Below are 24,858 nucleotides of genomic sequence, written 5' to 3' on the forward strand. Positions count from 1 at the left end.
AGTTAATTTATGGATCTAAAGGATCTAATGGATTTTGATGTAATGATTCTATTTTTGGTTGATATTCTAATGTTGTAGAATTAATTCTTTTTAAAATAAATGAAGGAATATAACCCAGTTCTTCTATACAACGTTCAATAAAATTATCGTTTCCAACATACTTGCTATGTCCATTATTTGTTACAACAAGTGCTAATTTATTAAAAGGGATATTGCTATTGATAATTAATCTAGATGCATTACGAAGATTTGTAGTTGTGTGCCTAGCATAAGGATCTATAAGTATTCTGTTTTCAGGAATGTGATAGCGATTTATCAATTCTTTTTTCATTTCTATTGCCTCGGCAAAAGGAGCTCTAAAGGGGTGCGCATGGCCTCCTGAAACGATAATTAATGGTGCTTTTTCCTGTTGATATTCAAGAACACCTAACTGTAAGTTTAATTTACCCAAAGCCGTTAAGGTATCTTTATTATTCTCAGGCCCATTTCCTAAAATTAAAATTGAAGAATACGGAAACTCATCAAAATTTATTTGAGATACAGTAGCAATCGTTTTTTTATTCGCTCCTGAATCTAGTGGCTCATATCGTGCAGATTCATCTCTATGATTCAGGTATAAAAGAGCTAATGTAAAATCTAAAGAAGGTTGAAAAAACAGAGCTGTAGACGCTTCTTTTTTGTGCATTAACATATCACTCCACATTAATAAAGCCCCTTTATAGTGCTTGTCTTTTACATCATAAGAAACAGAATCTATTTTAGGGTAACGCCCTTTTTCTCCTAAACCATAAACAGATAAGGATTGATTGATTCCTTTTGCACAAAGTTTCCAAGCAGCAACAATATAATCTGAATTCTCTAAAGATTTAAAGTTTTCATATTTTCCTGAAGGACGTAAGTTTTTAGTTATTAATAGCTCTAATTCTTTATTAAGTGTTGTCTCTTTACGTAGTATTGAAGAAATATTTTTAATTTCATCATCAGAGAATTTGTACGCATTAATTAGTGATTCAATTTCAACTTCATCACTCTTTAAACTTGCTGTTATGCTCTCTTTTTTGTTCTTAAAGATTGCATTTAACTTGTTGTTGTTTTCTAAAAAAGACACCAATTTTAGATTGTTCTGAATCGCAGAAAAAAGATAAAAATTCTGATCTTGAACCTTAGAGTTAGATATTGATTGCTTAAAGTTTGAATTAAAACCTAAGTTCTCTTGAGCTGTAGTAATGTTTAGTAAACTTGCAAAAAATAGAAGTACATAAATTCTTTTCATTTTAAAAAAATTAAAAAGGAAACTCTCTCGAGTTTCCTTTATTTTGTTAATAACCATTATTCTGAGTAACAGTTCCTGCTGGAACTCCATCTATATATCTTTGTGGAATAGGCCAATATTCATTTTTGCCTGCAACAAATTTTGCATTTACAAGGTGACTTCTTTTTGTTTTTTCAATTTGTAAGTAATCATCTATAATCGTTTTTGCTTTTCCCCAACGAACTAAATTAAAGAAGCGATGGCCCTCCATTGCTAATTCTAATCTCGTTTCTAAATAGACTGCAGCTCTTGCAGCTTCAAGATTTGTCCATGTTTTATCATAAGTTGCAATACTGTATTTAGCAGCATCTGCAGTACCTTCTAAATTTTTCACATTTTCAGAATTAATAACACGCTGACGAATTTGATTTATTAAAGCTCTAGCATTTTCTAAATTACCTAACTCCATTTCAGCTTCCGCTTTCCATAATACAACCTCAGCATACCTAATAATATAGTAGTTAAGCGCATTAACATAAGGCCACGTTTTTACATAAAAAGGAGATTTTGCCGAAACAATACGCTTTTTAGGCCCGAAAGCACCATAAGTAGCTAAATCCCTAGCCCAACTTTCTTCATACAAAATACCTAAATCTTTATACGGAATATTAGGTCTACCTACAGTAATATCTAACCTTGGGTCAACAAAATCATTAGTAGCTACATCTATATTACCTTCTACTGGTAATCCTAAATTTGATGTTTTAAATGCATTAATTAGGTTCTGTGAAGGTCTATGAAAACCATATTGAGAATAAAATGGGCCTCCTGGAGCTGTTAATCGATCTCCAATGCTTCCATTATAATTATTCGGTTGCCCATCATCTATAGAATGCTGAACTGCAAATATCACTTCCTTATTATTGTCATTTTCAGGAAGGAATAATTGACTAAAATCATCCATTAAACCATGGTTCTTTGTCATCACTTCATTCGTAGCATCGATTACTTTTTGCCATTTATTCTGAAATAAGTAACATTTTGCTAAATAAGCTTTGGCTGCAGTTTTAGTTGGTCTTCCCAATTCTTTTTGGGTCTCAGGTAGTCCGTTGTATGCTTTTTGAAAATTTCCTTCAATTTTTTCCCATAACTCTTCCGAAGTAAACTCTGTATTAGATCTTGCGTAATCTGAAACTGTTTTTGCTGTTTCATCTATATATGGAATTCTATTATAGATTTTTTTTAACTCGAAGTAATAATGCCCTCTTAGAAAAGATAATTCCGCTAATCTTTGAATTTTTAAAGTGGCACCAAAACCTTCAGATGCATTTAACAATCGTATTGCTTCATTAGCTCTTTTAACACCTTCATAAAGAGCAGACCATTTACGCTCTACATCTATAATTGTAGGGTTTGTAGCGTAAATTTCCATTTGGTGAATATTATTTTGATCACCAGTACCACCACCTCCTTTATAGCAATCATCTGAGACTACATCTCCAAAGCTCCAGTTAGAATCCGGAGAATTATAAGCATTACTTGCGCCATCAAATTGCCCATTTAAAACACTGTAAGCTGAAATAATAGCTCTTTCTATGTTCTCTGGTTTTACAATTTCTGAAGGCGCTACTTCGCCATAGGTTGTTTCTTCTAAAAATTCATCAGAACAAGAGAATAATTGAATAACAATACCAATTAAAAGTATGTATTTAATTTTATAGATACGTTTCATAATATATTTTTTAAAATTTTAGATTAAGACCTATTGTAAATGTGCGTGATGGAGGATAAATTCCACGATCTACTCCGATGTCTAAATTTCTATTGTCTGAGGAATAATTTTGTAAACCGATTTGAGGATTCATTCCACTATAATTAGTTATTGTAAAGACATTAGTAGACTGTGCATATACTCTAAGTTTTTTACCTTTCATAAATGGTTGAGTAAAAGTATAACCTAGTTGTAACATATTTAATTTAATATAAGAGCCATCTTCCACATAAAAAGAAGAAGGTCTAATATTATTATTAGGATCATCTAAAGACAATCTAGGAATGGAAGAATTTGAATTATCTGGAGACCATGCGTTTAACAAATCTTCATTCTTATTATAAGCAGACTGATTGAAAAAATGAGTTTTATACTTTGTTAAATTGTATAAGTCATTCCCCAAACTAGCATTAAAAAACATGCCTAAATCAATATTTTTATAATCGAAATTTAGATTCATACCTAACAACACGTCTGGGTGCGGAGAACCAATAAATGTTCTGTCTTTATCATCTATAACACCGTTATCATCAACATCTACAAACCTTATATCACCTGGCTTTGCATTTGGTTGTAGCGCATAATTTGTAACTTCTTGTGCACTTTGAAATAAACCATCTGTTTTGTATCCATAGAAAGAACCAATTGGTTGCCCAACAGCACTTCTAGAAACTTCTTGATCAAAATTAACAGAATGAAGAGAGGAACTCGGTATTCCTAAAAAAGGAACATTATTTAATTCAGTAAGTTCATTTTTATAGGTTGTAAAATTAAGTCCTATAGCATAACCAAGGTCATTCATTTTATCCTTGTAATTAAGGTTCAATTCAAAACCTGTATTTTCCATTCGCCCATCATTAATCCATTGTCCGTCATTAGTACCACCGTAGGTAAGTGGAATAATATTGTAAATTAAAATATCATCTGTTTTTTTTGTATAATACTCTGCAGACACCTCTAATTTATCATTCAAAAAACCTAAATCTACACCTATGGTTGTACCTGTAGTAGTTTCCCATTTTAAATTAGGGTTAGGCACACGTGTCTGAGTAAGACCTGTAGAAACAGTGTTTTGGTTTCCTCCAATTGCATAATCTGAATTTGCATTATTATTGCTATAACTATCTACAGTCGAATAAGAAGGTAATTGCTGGTTACCTGTTTGCCCCCAACTACCACGTATTAAAAATGAAGAAAATGCATCTCCTAAATTAAAAAAGTTTTCTCTATCTACACGCCAACCTACTGAAAAAGCTGGAAAAGTTCCATAATTATTATTTGCTAACCTAGAAGTACCATCTCTTCTTACTGTTGCTGTAAATAGATATTTTCTATTATAATTATATTTAACTTGACCAAAGTATGAACTTAAAGCCCATTCATTTGCTCCTCCGTTATTTAACTGGTTTTCTGTACCATTACTTAAATACCTGAAATTTAAATCTTCATATAAAAAATTCTGTCTAGATGCGCCAAAACCCTCATAATAATACTTGATTGCTTCTTGACCTAAAAGAACATTAAGATTGTGTAATCCTATTTTTTTAGAATAATTTAAAGTGTTTGTCCAAATTAGCTGATAGTTGAAACTATTTCTTGTACTTAAAGAATTGGTATTGTTTTGTGCTAATATCTCATCATAAGCTGGAGAAAAACTACGAGAATTGTTGCTTTGGTAATCAATACCTAAAGAAGTTTTTGCACTAAAATCCCCCAACTTAATATCTGCAAATAGGTTACCAATTGCTTGAATACTTTTTATCACATTGTCTTTACTTCTATATAAACTACCTAATGGATTAGCGATATCATTAATTGGATTCCCTCCAAAATTTTCATGAATATCTTTTACAGGAACTATGGAAGGAAATTGTAGCGCATTATAAACAACACTACCTAATGACGAGTTTGTACCTACCGAAACACGTTCTTTATACGATGTTGTAAAGTTTTGCCCAATGGTTAAAAAATCTAAGACTTTATAGCTTGAATTTAAACGAACAGAATAACGCTCATAACCTGTATGTTTTATAATTCCTTCTTGGTTATAATACCCTAAACCAAAAGATTGTTGTGATTTTGCATCTCCTTTAGATATTGTTAAATTATAAGAATGTACAGGAGCAACCTGCATAATTTCTTTAATCCAATCTACATCTCCACTTCGAATTGTTTTGTCTGCATTTAAAAATTCTGGTAAAATTGGTTTGTTTGGATTATTCCCATAAATATCACTACTAGGTATTTTTCCATCATTTTTTGTCGCTTGCCAAAGTAAATCGCCATATTGTTGTGCGTTTAAAGTATTTGGTAGGTTAAAAGAGGTTTGCAAACCACTGTAAATATCTAATGTGGTTTTAAAACTACCTTTGGTGCTTCCTTTTTTAGTAGTTATAACCACTACTCCATTTGCTGCACGAGAACCATAAATAGAAGAGGATGCTGCGTCTTTTAAAACTTGTATCGTTTCTATATCTGCTGGGTTAAGACCATCTAATCCATTAGAAACTGGTACTCCATCAACCACCACTAATGGGTCGTTATTATTAATTGTACTAAACCCTCTTACTCTAATAGAAGTTCCTCCTCCTGGGCTATTATCACTCATAATCTGAACCCCTGGAAGTCTCCCCTCTAACATTTCTGCTACGTTTGCTACTGGCTTAGTGTTAACTTCCGCAGGTGAAATAGAAGCTACAGATGCTGTTACATTTTTTCTACTTTCTGTGCTGTAACCAACAACAACAATCTCTCCTAAAATAGCTGTATCTGGCTCTAATTGTACCTGTATTTCTTTTTGATTACCTATAGTAATTTCTTGTGTTTTATACCCAATATAAGATATAACAATAACTGAATTAGTGCTATTTACAGTAATTGAAAACTTACCATTAAAATCTGTTGTTACACCATTTGCTGTTCCTTTTTCTAAAATACTAGCACCAGGCAAAGGCTGACCAGCTTCGTCTGTTATTTTACCCGTTAAAGTCTGTTCCTCAACACGAACACTAATCTCACGCGATGGTAATTTGCTGTTTTTTCGTTTTACCAGATACACCAAACGGTCTTTAAAATTAAAAGTTACATCTGTGTTTTTAAAAATACGCGTTAGAACAGCTGTTACTTTTTCTTTCTTTGCTTTTAAGGTGATTAATCTTTTAAAATCTACATCATTTATTTTATAAACAAAACGAAACTCGGTCGTACTTTCTATTTCATCTATAATTTCACTTATAGAAACATTTTTAAAGTTTAAAGATACTTCTGTATGTTGCGAATAAGATTCATTTGCTTGTAATGTGAATAATGTAATTAAAAGAAATAAAGAGGTTAATTTCATCTTTAAATCGAATTTACCTATACAATAGGGATTTTTTTTTGTTTTAGTAAGAAGTTTTTTCATACTTTTATGGTGTTAATATGTGTTTGTATTTAATTTAAGCACTGTTTTATAGTCGGGAAATGCTCGTAACATTTTCCGATTCTTTTGTTTTTTAGCATTCAATTTTTTCAATTCATTGGCCTTAAAATTTTGTTTTAATTGTTTATCGTTATTTTTTTTCCTGAAATGACATATTCAATTCCGTAGTTTTCTTTTAAACTTTCTAAAATCACGGCAATAGATTCATTTCCAAAACTGGCATTTAATAGGGTTTTAGAAAGCTTACTATTGTTATTTAAAATTTCTATATTATAATGTCTTTCTAGTTTTTTTAGAATATTTTCAAAAGTCATATTTCTAAAAACAAGCTCTCCATTTATCCAAGAAGTATATACACCTGTTAACACTTTTTTAGTAGTAATAGCACTATTTTGTCTATTAAAACTCGCCTTAAAACCTGGAGTTAAAAGTGTCTTATTTCCTGTTTTTTTAGAGTCTTTATACAATGCAACAGACCCCTCTACTAAAACAATTTCTGAAACAGTATCTTCGGGATACGCCTGAACATTAAATGCAGTACCCAATACTTTTACATTTAATTTATCTGCATTTACAATAAATGGATGAGCACTATCTCTGGTAACTTTAAAGTAAGCTTCTCCCGTAATAAAAACTTTCCTTTCCATTCCATTTAAAAATTTAACAGGGTATTTTATAGAAGTTCCTGCATTTAAATATGCCGTTGTACCATCAGATAATTCTAATTCAAATCTTTTACCATAAGGCACTGATAGTGTATTGTAAACAACCTTTTTAGTCGCTTTTCCTTTTTCATACACCAAACGCTTTCCTTTTTGAACTCCTAATAAATTTCCTTTCTTATTTAAAAAAGAGTTGGTTTCTGATTTCTCATCAATAACCGCTATTGACCCGTCTTCTAACTTTAAAGTTATTGCGTTTGTAGGTATTATTGTTTTTGTAGTGTATTGTAAATAATAACCTGTTATCAGTAATCCAATAATAAGTGCAAAGGCTTTTATTTTTAAAAGGTTAGATTTTCTCTTTTGTTGTTTTTTGTGAGATCTTACTGTAAACCTTATTTTTCTTAAAACAGCTATTCTGGTTTGCTCCTCTTCAGAAACATTCCATGTATTTAATAAATTTTTAAATTGTACTTTATCACAAAAAGAGAATAGTATCTCTTTTTCTCTTTCAGAACACTCACCTTCTTGGTGTTTTTTAGCTAATTCTAAAAACTCTTTTTTTGTCATAATATCTTTTTACAATAGAAAGACGCAAGACCCTTAAAGTTCTCACATAGAAAAAGTCTTATTTAACCAACTGATAACGTTAAAGAAACAAAGCGGTAATCTATCAAAAAAAGGAAAAAAGAAGTAAAATACTGATTGTCTTACTAATTACTGCTCTTAAATGCTTTAAAGCTAAGTAAAGTTGGTTTTCTACAGTTCTTTGTGAAATTTTAAAGTAATTAGCAATTTCTAAGTTCGAATAATCATCATAACGACTCAAATAAAAGATATCTCTACATCTGCTTGGTAAATCTTTAACAGCATTTTCTATAGTGTACTTTAAATCCCTCACATTTATAGTATCATCTATTTCGGGTGTAAGAGATAAATTAGTTATAATATTTTCGTCTAGCTCTGTAAATTTCACTTTTCTAAAAAGAGAAATTGATCTGTTTTTTGCAGAAACGAATAAATAGTTTTCAAAAGAAGTAATGTCTAAAGATTCTCTTTTAATCCAGATATTAGTAAATATCTCGTGTACTACATCTTCCGCTAACCCTTTGTCATTTAAAATATTTAAAGCGTATAAAAAAAGTCTTTTCCAATAGCTATCATACAGCTTATTAAAAGCAAACTCATTTCCATTTTTCATTAATAGTAATAGTTGAGCATCGCTTACATCATATATATCAGTTAACCTCACTTTAATGGAATTTTCGTGAAAATTAGGAAAAGAATTTAATGAAAAACAAAATTCTTCATTAAGAAACTATTAATTTAACTATATGAATAGTTTATGTCTTACCTAAAATATATCTATAGGTTAATTCTGGAGATTTTGGTTATGAATAAACAGCTGTAAAATCACCAAATTTATACTCAACAACTACATATAAGGGAGATGGTTAGTGCTCATTATGATCGATTCACACTGAATACAAATCATGTACTTACCCACAAAACTAACGAAAAAGGATACCCTAAACCTGCACAAATTTCAGCTGATTAAAAGAAAAAAGAGCATACAGTAAATAGTAATTCAGAATTTGAAAATTACTCTTATAAAAAATACATCTAAAACTAGGTAATAAGTTTGGTTGTTGACAAGAAATAATCAAATTTTACAATAATGGGTATCTTGAGTATTATGCAAATGGAAACCATTCGTATACTATCTGAATATTCCTTCTAATTTTAAATCTTTAAGTTGATCATATTATGATGAAATAGATGGAACAAATTGATTCGTAAATTATTCTAAAATTTCTGTTCATTTTTCTTCATACTCCAACTCAATACTATAATAATAATTTATCAAGTCTTTTTGTTGAAACCCAATATCATTCAACCTATATTATTTCATTAACATTTCTTTTGTTGCAACCGTTCTAAAGCCAATATGGTCTGAACTTGAACTTGGTTCCATTCCCATTTTGGCAGAAATTCTAAAACTTGCACAATAAGATTCGTGACATAAGAAAGAACCACTTTTCATAACATGTTCTAATTGAGACGGACTTGAAGGTGAATATGATGTTCTTGCTCCTCTCGGATTCCTTAAAACTTCATTGGGATTTAAGCCTTTATAATAATTTACATTGAATAAATCTGACGTGATTTCCCAAACATTACCCGCCATATCATACAAGCCAATATTATTTGCTGGATATGATTTTATGGGGGAAATATATTCAAAACCGTCTTCAGAAATATTTTTTACAGGAAATTCACCTTGCCAAGTATTGGCATTTGCATTTAAACCTGCTTGGTTGTTTCCCCAAGTAAAAATATTATTTGTGTTGTTTCCTTGCGCAGCAGATTCCCATTCTGCTTCGGTTGGCAACCTTCTGCTAGACCATTTGCAATAGGCTAAAGCATCATCATAACTAATGTGAACAACAGGAAAATTATCTTTTCCTTCGATAGAACTCCCAGGTCCTTCTGGTTGTTTCCAATTTGCACCAATTTTCCATGTCCACCATTGTTGGTAATTATTCATAGTAACTATTTTACCTGCATCTTTATTAAAAATTAAACTTCCTGGTTGTAAAATAGAATCTGCTGGTTTTAGTGTATTTTGAGGTAAATCTTTTTTAATTTCATTCCAATTAATTTGTTTTTCTGCGGTTGTTATATAATTAGTTGCTATTACAAAATTTCTAAATTGTTGGTTGGTAACTTCATGTGCATCTATAAAAAAACCAGCTACATATACTTTATGAGCAGGTTTCTCTCTCATCATGGCAAATTTATCACCTTCTTTCGCTCCCATTAAAAATGTTTTAGAGGCAACCCAAACCATTCCTTCTGGAGGTTTTACACCAGTATTTTCTTCTGTCTCACTTACTTCACCTCCATTGAATTTAGTGGCTTTATTCTTTTTACAAGAAATTAAGAGAGTTAAAAAAACGAGAAAAATTGTACAAGGAAACCTCAACTTAAAAATCATATCTTAAAATTACAAAATTACTTTTTATGCTTAATGTTAATCTAGAAAACTATTTACAAAAATACGTTATGAATTGAAATAAAAATTCTAATTTTAGTGGTAATTTACTATCTACTAATTTTAGAGATGCTTCATTTTAATTCATTTACGTTATTAACAAAATATTATTGTTTAACATATTTGAATTATAGTTAAACAATTGTATCTTTACATAAAATTTAATAATTATGGCTCGTAAGAAAAACATCACCAAAGACAACTTAATTTCTTGGTACATGGAGTTTGTACTAGAAAATAATCATGACCCAAAATCTGTTTTCAGTTTTGCTAAGGAAAACAATTTTGAGGAATCAGATTTCTATAAATTCTATGGTTCTTTTGAAGCAATTGAAGAATCTATTTTTAGTGAATTTTTTAATAATACAATTAAAGTTTTAGCTAAAAGTGAAGAATACCCAGACTATGATGCAAGAAACAAATTGTTAAGTTTTTACTTTACTTTCTTTGAAGTATTAACAGCAAATAGAAGTTATGTGGTTTATGCTATTAAAGAAAATGGAGATTTAAAAAACTTAAAACCTTTTAAACATCTAAAGCAAGACTATAAAACTTTTGTAAATAATATTGGAATCGAAAAAATTGATTTAAATCAAGAACAGTTAGGAAAAATTCAAGATAAAACAATACAAGAATCTTCTTGGATGCACTTAATTATTACGATGAAATTTTGGCTAGATGATACATCTCCATCTTTTGAAAAAACTGATATCTTTATAGAAAAATCTATCAATGCTCGTTTCGATTTAATGGATATAAAACCATTAAAAAGTATCATCGATTTTGGCAAATTTATTTTAAAAGAAAAAATTAACTTCAAGTAAAGAAGCTATGAAAACAATAGACTCCATACCAACATCAAAAATACAACGAGCTTCTAAACTAGTAACAACTGGGGCTAAAATTGGTGTAAATTATTTAAAATATTATGGTGATAAACTTACCAAAACAGAATTAGAAGCAAAAGCTAGACTAAATGAAAATAATGCAGAAGACATCTACGACGGCTTAAAAACATTAAAGGGAAGTGCCTTAAAAGTGGCACAGATGCTTAGCATGGAAAAAAGTATTCTACCAAAAGCATACGTAGAAAAATTCTCGCTTTCTCAATTCTCTGTACCTCCACTTTCACCTGCATTAGTTATAAAAACGTTTAAGAGATATTTTGGAAAAAACCCAAGTGAAATTTACGACAAATTCGATGCTGTTTCTGTAAACGCAGCAAGTATTGGGCAAGTTCATAAAGCAGAAAAAGATGGCAAAAAATTAGCTGTAAAAATTCAATATCCTGGTGTTGCAGATAGTATTGCTTCAGACTTGTCTTTAGTAAAACCAATTGCTGTTAAAATGTTTAATATTAGAGGAAAAGATTCTGATAAATATTTTGAAGAAGTAGAAAACAAGTTAGTTGAAGAAACCAATTACATTTTAGAAGTTGAACAAAGTAAAGAAATTGTAGCTGCTTGTAAACACATTCCGAACTTAAATTTCCCTGAATATTATTCAGATTTATCTTCAGATAGAATTATTACAATGGACTGGATGAATGGTGTTCACTTATCTGAATTTTCTACAGACAAGCAAGAAACCTCTAATAAACTAGGACAAGCTTTGTGGGATTTTTACATGTTTCAAATGCATAAATTGAAAAAAGTACATGCAGACCCGCATCCTGGGAACTTTTTAGTTTCACCAGAAGACGAATTAATTGTAATCGATTTTGGCTGTATGAAAACCATTCCAATGGAATTTTATACGCCTTATTTTGAATTAGCTAAGCCCGAAAACATTTCTGACCCTGTTCTTTTTGAACAAAAACTATATGAATTAGAAATATTAAGAGAAGATGATTCTAAAGAAGAATTAGACTTTTTTAGAGCCATGTTTCATGAAATGTTGAGTCTTTTTACACAACCATTAAATAAAGAAGTTTTCGATTTTTCAGATGAAGAGTTTTTCGGTAAAATATCTGATCTAGGTAGCAAATATGCAAAAAGTACGGAGTTAAAAAACATGAATGGAAACAGAGGTTCTAAGCACTTTATTTATATAAACAGAACCTTTTTCGGCTTGTATAATTTAATGCACGATTTAAAAGCTAAAAATGTAAAAATCAATAATTTTAAATCTTTGTAATGGCATTTTTTACTTTTAAGCAAATACAAGATTTAGAAAAAATTTATAAAATAAATTTAATAAATAGTTGTTCTGGTTTTAAATCGGCTAATTTACTAGGTTCCATATCTGAAGAAGGAATTGCAAACGTTGCCGTTTTTAGCTCAGTTACCCATTTAGGCTCTAATCCCCCAACCTTAGGCTTTATATTACGCCCAACAACAGTTCCTAGAGACACTTATAAAAATATTAAAGATACTGGTGTTTTTACCATCAATCATATTTACGAAGATATTATTGAAGACGCACATCATACTTCTGCAAAATATCCAAAAAATATTTCTGAATTTGATGTAACTAATTTAGAAGCAGAATACAAAGGTGATTTTAAAGCTCCATTTGTAAAAGATTCGCCTGTACAAATGAGTATGAGGTTTGTAGAAGAAGTGTACGTTTCTTCTAATGATGTAATGCTAATTGTTGCAGAAATTCAAGAATTATATATTCATGATGAATTACTACAAGAAGATGGATTGATTAATTTGTCTAAAGGAAATATCGCAACAATTAATGGTCTAGATACATATGCTATTCCAAAATTTAAAAAACAATTGTCTTACCAAAGGCCAAAAACATAGAAAGGTGTATGAAAATTCTTGTAACAGGAGCAACAGGTTATATTGGTAAAAGGTTAATTCCGCTATTATTAAATGACGGACATACAATTGTTTGCCCTGTTAGAGACAAAGGAAGAGCACAAAACTATTATAAAAACCAGGAAAATATCGAATTAATAGAGGCAGATTTCTTAAATGAGCTTACCTTAAATACCATTCCAAAAGATATAGATGCCGCTTATTATTTAATTCATTCGATGTCTAATTCTGCTAAAGAATTTCATGCTTTAGAAGAAAGGTGTGCTTTCAATTTTAAAAATTTTGCAGAACATTCATCTGCAAAACAGGTTATATATTTAAGCGGAATAACCAACGACACGAAACTTTCGAAACATTTATTATCAAGAAAAAATGTCGAAAAGGCATTAGCCTCAGAAAAATATGCACTTACCACTTTTAAAGCAGGTATTATTGTTGGTTCTGGCAGCTCATCATTTGAAATAATTAGAGATATTGTAGAAAAACTTCCTGCAATGATTGCTCCTAAATGGTTAAATACAAAAACACAACCTTTAGCAATTAGAGATGTATTAACTTTTTTACACAGATCTTTAGGTGTTAAAGAATTGTACAACACTTCACATGATATTTTTGGGCCAGAAGTACTAACCTATAAAGAGATGCTATTGCAATTTGCAGAAGTAAGAAAATTAAAAAGATACATACTTACCGTTCCTGTAATGACACCAAAACTATCTTCTTACTGGCTATATTTTGTTACCTCAACTTCCTACAAATTAGCAAGCACTTTAGTAAACTCTATGGGTGTAGAAGTTATAGGAGTAAAAAGTAATATTAACACACTGTTAGATGTAAAACCAATGTCTTACAAAAAAGCCGTTAAGTTGGCTTTCAAGAAAATTGAACAAAATAGTATTATTTCTAGTTGGAAAGATTCTTATGTAAGCAGCGGTAAGCTAAAAAATTACGTTCATGAGTTTATAAATGTTCCAGAATATGGGTGTTTTAAAGATTTTAAAAAAAGGGAAGTTAAAAACAAAGAAAAAACCCTCAACCGAATTTGGGCAATTGGAGGCGAAACAGGTTGGTATTACGGTACTTTTCTATGGAAAATACGAGGCTTTGTTGATCAAATTTTTGGAGGTGCTGGTTTAAGAAGAGGAAGAAGGCACCCAACTGAATTAAACGCTGGTGATGCTTTAGATTTTTGGCGGGTAATTTATGCGAATAAAGAAAACGGAAAACTACTACTCTATGCAGAAATGATTTTACCAGGAGAAGCTTGGCTAGAGTTTAAAGTTGAAGAAGGTATTTTATACCAAACCGCAACTTTTAGACCTCATGGTCTAGCTGGTAGATTGTATTGGTACGCAGTAATTCCTTTTCATTGGTTTGTTTTTAACGGAATGATTAACAACATCAATAAATAATTTTGAAAAAAGAAAACCTACCAGAAAAAACATGTCTTGTTTGCCAAAAACCGTTTACATGGCGAAAAAAATGGGAAAAGAACTGGGAGAATGTTAAATATTGTAGCGAAAGATGCAGGAGATACAAAACAACACAGGCTTAATATGGTTTCGTAATAATTTACGAGTGCATGATAATATCTCTATAAATAAAGCAGTAAAAAATCACCCTAAAGTAATTGCAATCTATTTTTTTGACCCCAAATTATTTAAAATTGATGCATTTGGATTTAAAAAAACAGAAAAATTTAGAACCCAGTTTCTTATCGAAACTATTACAGATTTAAAAGATAATTTATCTGAATTAAATATTACACTCCTCACCTATTATGAAAATCCAGCAGATAAAATTCATGAAATTTGTGATGAATTTTCTGTCAGTACGATCTACACTCAAAAAGAATGGACTAAAGAAGAAGTTACCACCAATAAATATTTAAAAGACAAACTTTTAGACAAGGTTTCTTTTGTTGAAAGTTATGACCAGTTTCTATACAATCCAGAAAAAGTTTCTAAAGATTTTTCTAAAATTCCGAATGTTTTTACGGTTTTTAGGAAAAAATTAGAAAAAACAGTAAAAATTGGAAAAGAAGTCTCTATTTCTAAACTTAGCGTAAAGAATTTAATTATAAATAATACAAAAATCCCAACTTTAAAAGAATTAGGTTTTATAGATTTTGAAACACCTTTAAAAACCGCTTTTCCTTTTTCTGGCGGAGAAACAGCAGCCTTAGAAAGGTTAAATACCTATTTTTTTAAAACGAGGAAAGTTGATTTTTATAAAAAAACAAGAAACGGATTAGTTGGTACCGATTATAGTACAAAATTTTCGCCTTGGCTTGCAAATGGTAGTTTGTCTGCAAAAACCATCTACTGGAAAATTAAAGAATATGAAGCTGAGTTTGGCGCAAATCAATCTACTTATTGGGTGATTTTTGAATTGATTTGGCGAGATTATTTTAAATATATTTCTTTAAAATACGATTCTAAAATTTTTGAAATCGGCGGAATTTTAGATAAGAACTACACTTGGAATTCAGACAGACAATTAATTAAACAATGGATTGACGGAGAAACAAAAGACGATTTTGTAAACGCCAACATGATCGAATTGAAAGAAACAGGTTGGATGAGCAACAGAGGAAGACAAAATGTCGCTTCTTATTTTGCAAAAGAACTACTCTTAGATTGGAGAATTGGTGCTGCCTATTTCGAATCTCTGTTACTAGATTATGATGTTCACAGCAATTACGGAAACTGGATGTATGTTGCTGGCGTTGGAAACGACCCAAGAAATCGAAAATTTAACACGCAACTGCAGGCAGAACGCTATGATTCAAATTATAAATTCAGAAAAATGTGGTTAGAAAAAACACTCTTTTAGCATGAAAAAATTACGCTTAATTTTAGGTGATCAACTAAACAGCGAACATTCTTGGTTTTCAAATATAGATGATCATGTAACTTATTGTTTGTTTGAAATGCGACAAGAAACAGATTATATAACCCATCATATACAGAAAGTAGTTGGCTTTTTTGCAGCAATGAGAAACTTTGCCGAAGAACTAAAAGATAAAAAACACAACGTTATTTACTTCCATATAAATGATACAAAAAACACACAAAGTTTAGTTGAGAATTTATCAACCTTAATAACAGAAAATAACATTGAAAAATTTGAATATCTAGCTCCTGATGAGTATCGTTTAGATACACAATTAAAAGATTTTTCTTCATCCTTAGAAATTGAGTCTGAAATATTTTCTACCGAGCATTTTTATACTGAGAGAGAAGATTTAAAAGTTTTCTTTAAAGGTAAAAAACAATTTTTGATGGAAAATTTTTACAGGAATATGCGTAAAAAACATCAAATTTTAATGGTAGACAAGCAACCTGAAGGTGGTAAATGGAATTATGATGCAAGCAACAGAAAAAAATGGAAAGGTGACGCCTTAATTCCGCAAGAAATTAATTTTGACACTAATGTTGAAGAAATTATTGCTGAGATTGCAAAGGCGGGAATACAAACGATTGGTAAAATCAATCCGAAGTATTTTGAATACCCAATTTCTAGAAAACAATCTTTAGCACAATTAGATTATTTCTGTTCACATTTATTGATTCATTTTGGCGACTACCAAGATGCTATGCACACAGATAAAATCTACTTATTTCATAGTAGAATTTCTTTTGCAATGAATACAAAAATGATTTCTCCAAAAGAGATTATAACTAAAGTCTTAGAAACGTATAGAAAGCAAAAAGACAACATCGACATATCGCAAGTTGAAGGTTTTATAAGACAAATTTTAGGCTGGCGAGAATACATGAGAGGCATGTATTGGATGTTGATGCCAAATTACAAGAAAGAAAACTTTTTAGAGAACAAAAATACATTGCCAAACTTCTTTTGGACAGGAGAAACTAAAATGAATTGTTTAAAAAACGCTATCAATAATTCTTTAGATAACGGATACGCACATCACATTCAACGTTTAATGATTACAGGGAACTTTGCACTGTTAACACAAATTCATCCTGATGAAATTGATGCTTGGTATTTAGGAATTTATGTCGATGCTATAGAATGGGTTCAGTTACCAAATACACGTGGAATGAGCCAGTTTGCAGATGGAGGAAAAATAGCCACAAAACCCTATGTTTCTAGCGGAAGTTATATTGGCAAAATGAGCAATTATTGTGATGCCTGTGCTTATAAAAAAACGAAAAAATTTGAGGATGACGCGTGCCCTTTTAATACGCTTTATTGGAATTTTCTGGACGAAAAACAAGAAAAATTAGCTTCTAATTTTAGAATGAAAATGATGTATAGTTTGTTAAACAAAATGTCATCTGAAGATCGAATAAAAATTAAAGAAAAAGCAAATCATATTATAGAGCATTTAGATGAATACTAATAGAGAAGAAATACATATCGTTTGGTTTAAACGCGATTTACGCCTGCAAGACAATGAGGCAATTCACAATGCCATAAAGTCTAACAAACGCGTCCTTTTTATATATGTTTTTGAAAACTCTTTAATTAACGATGCACATTATGATGAACGCCATTGGAACTTCATAAAACAATCTTTAGAAGATTTAAATACTGATTTAAAAAAGCACAACACCAAAGTTCTATGTGTGCAAGCAGAAGTTGTGAGTGCTTTCAATCAGCTTTTTGATACTTACAAAATTGACGCTGTATTTTCTCATCAAGAAACAGGCTTATTAATCACCTATAACAGAGACAAAGAATTTACAAGATATTGCAGAAACAACTCTATAAGTTGGGTAGAAAACAGCAATAATGGTATTTTAAGAGGACTCTTAAATAGAGAGGATTGGTTTGATACATGGGAAAATTATATGCTTGCTGCTCAGATTAAAAATGATTTGAATGCTGATAAATTTCTTTCTATTGAAGAAATTCAGCATTTAGAAAAATATTTTCAAACGGTAAATTTAGAAACTAAAAATAGAACCCCTTATCAAAAGGGGGGTACAAAAATGGCTCGAAGATATGCCGATACTTTTTTTGAAAAACGCCACGAAAAATATATGTTTAATATTTCTAAACCTGCCCTAGCTAGAGAAAGCTGCAGCAGATTATCACCATATATTGCATGGGGAAATGTTTCAATTCGCCAGATATTTCAAGAAGCACATAAACACAAAACAGCAACTAATAAAAAACACTTAGGCGCTTTTGCTTCTAGATTAAGATGGCAAGCACATTTTATTCAAAAATTTGAAATGGAACACACCATGGAAAACGCGAGCATAAATAAAGGGTATCAAAAATTGAAAAAAAGTATTTCTTTAGAATATCAGAAAGCCTGGAAAGAAGGTGCAACTGGCTTTCCTTTAATTGATGCTTGTATGCGTTGTCTGCAAGAGACTGGTTACTTAAATTTTAGAATGCGCGCCATGTTGGTTTCTTTCTTTACACAGATTTTATGGCAACCTTGGCAAGCAGCATCCCAACATCTTTCAACGTTGTTTTTAGATTTTGAACCAGGAATTCATTTTCCTCAATTACAAATGAATGCAGGTGAAACAGGCATAAATATCCTTAGAATTTACAACCCAGTAAAAAATAGCTTAGAGCACGATGAAGATGGCTCTTTTATAAAAAAATGGATACCAGAATTGGCACATTTAGCAACCCCGTTTATACACGAACCTTACCTAATGACACCTTTAGACCAACAGTTTAATCATTTTGAGTTGGGTGTAGATTATCCGAATCCTATTGTAGATATTAAAGTTGCTAGAAAAAAGGCAAGTGATACGTTGTGGAATATGAGAAAAAATAAAGAGGTAAGACAAGAAAGTGAAAGAATTCTAAAAAAACACACACTTTCTAATAAAACTAGAAAGCTAAATACTGATTGACAGAAACTTACATTTAAACATTAAAAAATAATTTTTCTATTAATTTTGTTTAACTTATACTAAAAACACTTAAACATAAATATATTTTATGTATCTTTGAGTAATGATATTTAACACTACAAATAAAAATAGAGATGCAGCAGTTACAATAAATGATCTGTTAGGGGATTCTTACTCTTTTTTTCAATCTATAAAAAAAGGTGGCACAGGTTCTAAAAGGATGGTAATTGAAGAAGTTAGTCATGGTTTTTTAACATTTATGAATACTGTCTCTGATATTAATTATGGTAACATAGAACTTAGAGAAAAGGGCATTATAGTTCATATAAATAAAGGATTAAAAAATTACAGTTGGGCAATTCCATTTTATCAATTATATACATTTAAAACAGAAGGTTTTAGTATTCATGCTCAAGGAAATTTTGTAAGGTTTAAAAACAATAATCTTTTAAAAGAAAACAAAAAATTTATTAAAAGAATATTAGATTTAAAAATTGAAAATGATAAAAATTACGACTTCTATTAAGCAATAAATTAAATCTATTTATGAAACACTTAAACGGTATAGAAGTTGACAGAGTAATAGAGATGGCTTGGGAAGATAGAACTACTTTCGAGGCAATTGAATTTCAGTTTGGCTTAAAAGAACAAGAAGTAATTAACCTAATGCGAACAGAAATGAAGCTAAAAAGCTTTAAAATGTGGCGAAAAAGAGTGCAAGGAAGAAAAACAAAACATGAAAAATTAAGAACGTTTGCAAAAGGCCGGTTCAAGTGTTCAAGACAAAAATCCATATCAAACAACTCTATAACATAGAAAATAAAAATCGTGCTTTGCTTTCAGACTAGAGTACTTTAAAGACAGCACATAAAAAAGACAACATGATTACAGAAACAACATCAAAAGAAAAATCAGCAGCGTTAAATAGTTTTTCTCACCAAGAAGTTGGTGACGATCACTTATTTACAGGTCTAAAAACACCAATGAAAGTTGATGCTTTTAAACTCTCTGATGAAACTAAAAAAGATAAAATTGCATCTTTATTTTCAGAAATAATGGAGGTTATGGGGTTAGATTTAACAGATGACTCCTTAAAAGGAACTCCTAAAAGAGTTGCAAAAATGTATATTGATGAAATTTTCTCTGGATTAAACCCAGCGAATAAGCCAAGAGTTGCGTTGTTTGATAACAAATACCAGTACAACCAAATGTTGGTAGAGAAAAATATTACTTTCTATTCTAATTGCGAACACCATTTTGTACCAATTATAGGCAAAGCACATGTTGCTTATATATCTTCAGGAAAAGTTATTGGTTTATCTAAATTAAATAGAATTGTACAGTATTACGCAAAGAGACCACAAGTGCAAGAACGCTTAACAAACCAAATTGCAGAAGAATTAAAAGCTATTTTAAACACCGAAGATGTTGCAGTTATTATAGACGCAAAACACTTATGTGTATCTTCTAGAGGAATTAAAGATGACACTTCTTCTACAGTAACTTCCTACTTTGGTGGGAAATTTAACAACCAAGAAAAAATAACTGAATTACAAAACACCTTAAACTATTAAGTATGAAATTAATTGAAAAAGCTTTAGAGTTTGAAACCAGAAAAAAGAGATTCCCAACAACTAGCGACCGTATTATGGCAGCTAGAGAAGCGAAAGACTTAATTCTAAGCTTAAACGAAGTATATAAAGAAAATAAAGATGCTAAAATTATGGATATCATGAAAAGATTGACTGTAATTAAGCAGAGAATTGAAAGACGTTTGAAAGGAAAGCCCTTAACAGCTTAATAATAAACTCAGATTTCTATTGCTTATCTAAGTTTTATAATTATATTGGAAAAATTATAAAATAAAGACAAGATAAATAGAATGAATTTATTAGAAAGAGCTGAAGAATTTGAACATAGAAAGTTCTCATTTAAGACAACGAGTGATAGAATTGTGGCATCTAGAGAGGTAAAAGCACTTATTTTAGAGCTAAACGAAGTATATAAAGTAGAAAAAGATCTAGAAATAATGGATCAAATGAAGCGTTTAACTGCTGTAAAGCAAAAAATAGAAAAACGCTTGAAAGGAAGACCTTAAAAGCATATGAAAAAAATAGTAATAGTTGGAGGAAGCAAAGGAATTGGACAAGCAATTGTAAAATCTTTAATAACTAAAAATATAGTTGTAAACATTAGTAGAACTGCTCCGTTGCTTTCTCACGCTAATCTAACTCATTATAATTGTGACATTCTTACAGATGACTTACCAGAAATCGAGGCAGTAGATACTTTAATTTACTGCCCTGGAAGCATTAATTTAAAACCAATTTCGAGACTAAAATTAAACGATTTTAGAGACGATTTTGAAATAAATGTTGTGGGTGCTGTAAAAGCAATTCAACAATATCTTCCAAAATTAAAAAACGGAAAAAACCCATCTATTTTATTATTTAGTACAGTAGCAGCAAAATTAGGCATGCCATATCATGCAAGTGTTGCCGCTGCAAAATCGGCCGTAGAAGGTTTAACTAAATCTCTAGGCGCAGAATTAGCACCAACAATTCGCGTAAATGCGATTGCACCAACTGTTACAGAAACAGATTTAGCATCTAAGCTTTTAAGAAATGAAAAGATGATAGAAAATATCACCGAACGTCACCCGCTTAAAAAGTTTCTAAAACCAAAGGAAGTTGCAGATTTAGCTACTTTTCTTATATCCGAAAAAGCAAATTCCATCTCAGGTCAAATTTTTGAACTCGATTGTGGAATTGTAAGTTTCAAAATCTAAAAAAAATGACAGATATCTATAAAATCAATATCAATAGCTTACAAAATAAAGCTATTGACTTATCCGAGTATCGTAATAAATATATTCTTTTTGTAAATGTAGCCTCTAAATGCGGCTTTACATCACAGTACAAAGAATTAGAGGAATTGTATCAAACACACAAAGAAAACTTAATTATTATTGGTTCTCCTTGCAATCAATTTGGAAGTCAAGAACCAGGAACGGCAGAAGATATAGAAGCTTTTTGCAAAGTTAATTTCGGTGTTTCTTTTTTAATGACAGAAAAAATTGATGTAAAAGGAAATAATCAACATCCTTTATACACTTGGTTGACAGATAAAAGTTTAAATGGCACAAAAAGTTCTACCGTAAAATGGAACTTTCAAAAATACTTGGTTTCGCCTGAAGGAAAGTTAGTAGATTATTACTTTTCAATCACAAAACCATCAAGTTCAAAAATTACAAAATATTTAATATAAAAGCTATGTTTGGTTTATTCAAGAAAAAATCTGAGGTTGACAAACTTCAAGAAAAATATAAAAAAGTAATGGAAGAGGCTTATAAACTTCAATCTATTAATAGAACCGATAGTGATACAAAGTACAAAGAAGCAGATGATATCTTAAACCAAATTGAAGTTCTAAAGAAAAAAGAATAAAAACATGAAGCAGCTAAAACTAACAATACTCTTTCTAGTTATTAATTTTGGAGGTTTAGCAATTGGTAGTTGGTTAATGAACAATGGACCGCTTTCTGATTGGTACACAAACCTAAACCAAGCTCCTTGGACACCACCAGGTATTGTATTTGGTATTGCATGGACATTGATTATGATTTGCTTTTCTATTTATTTAGGAAAACTTTTTAGCCAAGAAAATACGCGAAAAAATAAACTCATTTTTCTTTTTCAATTTGTGCTAAATGTAAGCTGGAATTTTATTTTCTTCAATCAACATATGGTCTTGTTTGGGTTAATTACCATTGTATTGTTAACGTCTCTCCTCTTTATTTACTATTTTAAACGGAGTGATAAAGTAAATAATTACAAGTATTTATTGCTGCCTTACATGATTTGGTTGTGTATTGCAACTTCTTTAAATCTTTATATATTAGTCCATAATTAAAATGAAAATATACACGCTTCACAAAAAACAGCAATTACCAATTTCTTTAGATGAAGCTTGGGAGTTTTTATCCAACCCAAGAAATTTAAAAAAAATTACACCAGATTACATGAGTTTCGACATCGTGTCTAACATAGATAGACCTTTGTACACCGGACAAATCATTCAATATATTGTAACGCCTCTTTTAGGTATTAAGACAAAGTGGGTTTCTGAAATTACGCATATAGAAGAAAAGAAATATTTTGTAGACGAGCAAATGTACGGACCTTATGCGCTTTGGCATCACAAGCATTTTATAAAAGAAATTGAGGGTGGTGTAGAATTGGAAGACATTATCGACTATAAAGTTCCTTTGGGAATATTAGGTCAAATGGTACATCCGTTTTTAGTGAAACCTAAACTGGAAGAAATTTTTGGTTATAGACAGAAAAAATTAATTGAACTTTTTGGCGAGTATAAAAAATGAAAAAAACCATAAATATTTTCTGGTTTCGAAGAGATTTAAGATTAGATGACAATGTAGGGTTTTACAATGCTTTAAAAAGTGAAACTCCTGTTTTACCTATTTTTATTTTTGACAAAGAAATTCTAAGAAAACTATCGAAAGACGACGCTAGAATTACTTTTATACATGAAACGTTGCAGAAAATGCGCGCTTCCTTACAGGAAGTAAATGAAAGTAGTATTGCAATTTTTCAAGGGAATCCGTTAGAAGTATATCAACAATTAATAGAAAAATACAACATAAACACTGTTTTTACAAATAGAGATTATGAACCGTATGCAAAGAAAAGAGACGAAGACATTCAACAATTATTAAATGAAAATAATATTGAATTTAAAACCTTTAAAGACCAAGTAATTTTCGAAAAGAATGAAGTTGTAAAAAAAGATGGATTACCCTATGTGGTTTACACACCTTATATGAAAGTTTGGAAAGAGAAATTTAAAAGCGTTCATTTAAACTTTCATTACACAAGTTCATTTTTAAAGAATTTGGTAAAAAACAAAGAATTACCAAATCTAAGTTTGACTGATATTGGCTTCACAAAATCCAATCAAAAAATAGAAGCATACACAGTTACGCCATCACTTGTTCAAAATTACGAAGACACCCGTAACTTTCCTGCACAAGACGCAACGTCTAAACTAGGTCCACATTTACGTTTTGGAACCGTTAGTATCAGAAAAATGGTAGAAAAAGCAATTACTGAAGAAAACGAAATCTTTTGGCAAGAATTAATTTGGAGAGAATTTTTTATGCAAATTCTTTGGCACTTCCCTCATACATCAAAAAACTCTTTTAAAGCGAAATATGATAGAATTGAATGGAGGAATAATGAAGAGGAATTTAAAAAATGGTGTAACGGAGAAACAGGGTATCCTTTTGTTGATGCAGGAATGCGTCAATTAAACCAGACTGGTTTTATGCACAATAGAGTTAGAATGCTGGCAGGTAGCTTTTTGTGCAAACATTTATTGATAGATTGGAGATGGGGAGAAGCTTATTTTGCGGAAAAACTGCACGACTATGAAATGGCAAGCAATGTTGGTAATTGGCAATGGATTGCGGGTTCTGGTGTAGATGCTGCTCCTTATTTCAGAATTTTTAACCCTACAACTCAAATTAAAAAATTTGATAAAAATTTAGAATATATAAAAAAATGGGTTCCAGATTTCCAAGAACTCACTTACCCTAAAGAAATGGTAGACCATAAAGAAGCAAGAGAAAGATGTTTACTCGCCTATAAGGATGCTTTAAATTAAAGATGTAATTAAGCCCTAGCTAGTCTTAATATTTTAATTAAAAACCAACTGAAGATAACAAATAACAAAAGTTTTCGTTTTAAAAACACAAGATAGAGATACTACAAATTTGTAATTTTTCTATTCGATGTAAAATTATTATTTCTTGACGAAAAAGCTTCAATTTAGGTTGAAGTTTTTTTTATGCAAAAAAAAACGTTTTAAGTTTGGTTGTGTTCTTATTTTGTGTTTAATTTGCGCACCGAAAAACAAAAGCCGATGTAGCTCAGCTGGCTAGAGCAGCTGATTTGTAATCAGCAGGTCGTGGGTTCGAGTCCCTCCATCGGCTCTATTTATTAAAAGTCTCAAAATTTATTTTTTGAGACTTTTTTTATTCATATAAAGTAAGAGAATAG

25 protein-coding genes and 1 tRNA gene are annotated in these 24,858 nt (G+C 30.6%); 20 read left to right on the forward strand and 6 right to left on the reverse strand.

The features are described from left to right. Positions 1-7: 7 nt before the first annotated feature. From CW731_RS07670 to CW731_RS07695, 6 genes are all read right to left on the reverse strand, one after another. Entirely contained in the window at positions 8-1,273 is a 1,266-nt protein-coding gene (locus tag CW731_RS07670; protein WP_100946173.1) for a YdcF family protein, read from the reverse strand. Positions 1,274-1,319: 46 nt separating this feature from the next. Then, positions 1,320-2,984: a RagB/SusD family nutrient uptake outer membrane protein gene (locus CW731_RS07675; protein WP_100946174.1), complete on the reverse strand. Its 1,665-nt coding sequence runs from the start codon at positions 2,982-2,984 to the stop codon at positions 1,320-1,322. A 10-nt stretch (positions 2,985-2,994) separates the two neighbouring features. Next, positions 2,995-6,363 carry a TonB-dependent receptor gene (locus tag CW731_RS07680; RefSeq protein WP_100946175.1) on the reverse strand — a complete coding sequence of 1,123 codons (3,369 nt, stop codon included), beginning with the start codon at positions 6,361-6,363 and terminating at the stop codon, positions 2,995-2,997. A gap of 197 nt (positions 6,364-6,560) precedes the next feature. Continuing rightward, a complete protein-coding gene (locus tag CW731_RS07685; protein ID WP_100946176.1) occupies positions 6,561-7,676 on the reverse strand; it encodes a FecR family protein in 1,116 nt (371 codons plus the stop codon). 103 nt (positions 7,677-7,779) lie between these two features. Continuing rightward, positions 7,780-8,358, reverse strand: coding sequence for an RNA polymerase sigma factor (locus CW731_RS07690; protein ID WP_100946177.1), 579 nt, complete (start codon positions 8,356-8,358; stop codon positions 7,780-7,782). Positions 8,359-9,009: 651 nt separating this feature from the next. Continuing rightward, positions 9,010-10,104, reverse strand: coding sequence for a formylglycine-generating enzyme family protein (locus CW731_RS07695; protein WP_100946178.1), 1,095 nt, complete (start codon positions 10,102-10,104; stop codon positions 9,010-9,012). Positions 10,105-10,331: 227 nt separating this feature from the next. On the opposite strand from CW731_RS07695, the gene CW731_RS07700 reads away from it, so the two are divergent. From CW731_RS07700 to CW731_RS07790, 20 genes are all read left to right on the forward strand, one after another. Beyond that, positions 10,332-10,985, forward strand: a complete 654-nt coding sequence (locus CW731_RS07700; RefSeq protein ID WP_100946179.1) for a TetR family transcriptional regulator C-terminal domain-containing protein — start codon at positions 10,332-10,334, stop codon at positions 10,983-10,985. A 7-nt stretch (positions 10,986-10,992) separates the two neighbouring features. Beyond that, on the forward strand, positions 10,993-12,297 hold the full coding sequence (locus CW731_RS07705) for an AarF/ABC1/UbiB kinase family protein (protein ID WP_100946180.1): 1,305 nt from the start codon (positions 10,993-10,995) through the stop codon (positions 12,295-12,297). After that, the gene (locus CW731_RS07710; protein WP_100946181.1) at positions 12,297-12,914 is read left to right on the forward strand and encodes a flavin reductase family protein; all 618 of its coding nucleotides are present in this window, start codon (positions 12,297-12,299) and stop codon (positions 12,912-12,914) included. Before CW731_RS07705 ends, CW731_RS07710 begins: the two co-directional genes overlap by 1 nt. 8 nt (positions 12,915-12,922) lie before the next feature. Further along, positions 12,923-14,344 carry an SDR family oxidoreductase gene (locus tag CW731_RS07715; RefSeq protein WP_100946182.1) on the forward strand — a complete coding sequence of 474 codons (1,422 nt, stop codon included), beginning with the start codon at positions 12,923-12,925 and terminating at the stop codon, positions 14,342-14,344. A gap of 2 nt (positions 14,345-14,346) precedes the next feature. Further along, positions 14,347-14,487: a DUF2256 domain-containing protein gene (locus CW731_RS07720; protein WP_100946183.1), complete on the forward strand. Its 141-nt coding sequence runs from the start codon at positions 14,347-14,349 to the stop codon at positions 14,485-14,487. Then, entirely contained in the window at positions 14,457-15,767 is a 1,311-nt protein-coding gene (locus CW731_RS07725; protein WP_100946184.1) for a DASH family cryptochrome, read from the forward strand. The genes CW731_RS07720 and CW731_RS07725 overlap by 31 nt, the downstream gene beginning before the upstream one ends. Before the next feature lies 1 nt (position 15,768). Beyond that, entirely contained in the window at positions 15,769-17,301 is a 1,533-nt protein-coding gene (locus tag CW731_RS07730) for a cryptochrome/photolyase family protein (protein WP_100946185.1), read from the forward strand. Further along, positions 17,291-18,781 carry a cryptochrome/deoxyribodipyrimidine photo-lyase family protein gene (locus CW731_RS07735; protein ID WP_100946186.1) on the forward strand — a complete coding sequence of 497 codons (1,491 nt, stop codon included), beginning with the start codon at positions 17,291-17,293 and terminating at the stop codon, positions 18,779-18,781. The genes CW731_RS07730 and CW731_RS07735 overlap by 11 nt, the downstream gene beginning before the upstream one ends. Before the next feature lie 103 nt (positions 18,782-18,884). Continuing rightward, complete coding sequence (locus CW731_RS07740) at positions 18,885-19,307, forward strand: hypothetical protein (RefSeq protein WP_100946187.1); 423 nt, start codon at positions 18,885-18,887, stop codon at positions 19,305-19,307. A gap of 20 nt (positions 19,308-19,327) precedes the next feature. After that, a complete protein-coding gene (locus tag CW731_RS07745; RefSeq protein WP_100946188.1) occupies positions 19,328-19,597 on the forward strand; it encodes a TIGR03643 family protein in 270 nt (89 codons plus the stop codon). A 65-nt stretch (positions 19,598-19,662) separates the two neighbouring features. Next, positions 19,663-20,355 carry a GTP cyclohydrolase I FolE gene (gene folE, locus CW731_RS07750; protein ID WP_100946189.1) on the forward strand — a complete coding sequence of 231 codons (693 nt, stop codon included), beginning with the start codon at positions 19,663-19,665 and terminating at the stop codon, positions 20,353-20,355. Between the two features lie 2 nt (positions 20,356-20,357). Further along, positions 20,358-20,582, forward strand: a complete 225-nt coding sequence (locus tag CW731_RS07755) for a hypothetical protein (protein WP_100946190.1) — start codon at positions 20,358-20,360, stop codon at positions 20,580-20,582. A gap of 81 nt (positions 20,583-20,663) precedes the next feature. Then, the gene (locus tag CW731_RS07760) at positions 20,664-20,879 is read left to right on the forward strand and encodes a hypothetical protein (protein ID WP_087520715.1); all 216 of its coding nucleotides are present in this window, start codon (positions 20,664-20,666) and stop codon (positions 20,877-20,879) included. A 6-nt stretch (positions 20,880-20,885) separates the two neighbouring features. Further along, the gene (locus tag CW731_RS07765; RefSeq protein WP_100946191.1) at positions 20,886-21,569 is read left to right on the forward strand and encodes an SDR family NAD(P)-dependent oxidoreductase; all 684 of its coding nucleotides are present in this window, start codon (positions 20,886-20,888) and stop codon (positions 21,567-21,569) included. Between the two features lie 5 nt (positions 21,570-21,574). Next, positions 21,575-22,048, forward strand: a complete 474-nt coding sequence (locus CW731_RS07770) for a glutathione peroxidase (RefSeq protein ID WP_198519867.1) — start codon at positions 21,575-21,577, stop codon at positions 22,046-22,048. Positions 22,049-22,053: 5 nt separating this feature from the next. Further along, entirely contained in the window at positions 22,054-22,227 is a 174-nt protein-coding gene (locus tag CW731_RS15570) for a Lacal_2735 family protein (protein WP_157812205.1), read from the forward strand. Positions 22,228-22,231: 4 nt separating this feature from the next. After that, on the forward strand, positions 22,232-22,693 hold the full coding sequence (locus CW731_RS07775) for a TspO/MBR family protein (protein WP_100946193.1): 462 nt from the start codon (positions 22,232-22,234) through the stop codon (positions 22,691-22,693). Position 22,694: 1 nt separating this feature from the next. Continuing rightward, entirely contained in the window at positions 22,695-23,162 is a 468-nt protein-coding gene (locus CW731_RS07780; RefSeq protein ID WP_100946194.1) for an SRPBCC family protein, read from the forward strand. Then, complete coding sequence (locus tag CW731_RS07785; protein WP_100946195.1) at positions 23,159-24,463, forward strand: deoxyribodipyrimidine photo-lyase; 1,305 nt, start codon at positions 23,159-23,161, stop codon at positions 24,461-24,463. Before CW731_RS07780 ends, CW731_RS07785 begins: the two co-directional genes overlap by 4 nt. Positions 24,464-24,717: 254 nt before the next feature. Next, positions 24,718-24,791 (forward strand) — tRNA-Thr (locus CW731_RS07790). Positions 24,792-24,858: the final 67 nt, after the last annotated feature.

This window comes from Polaribacter sp. ALD11, assembly GCF_002831685.1.
Lineage (GTDB): Bacteria > Bacteroidota > Bacteroidia > Flavobacteriales > Flavobacteriaceae > Polaribacter.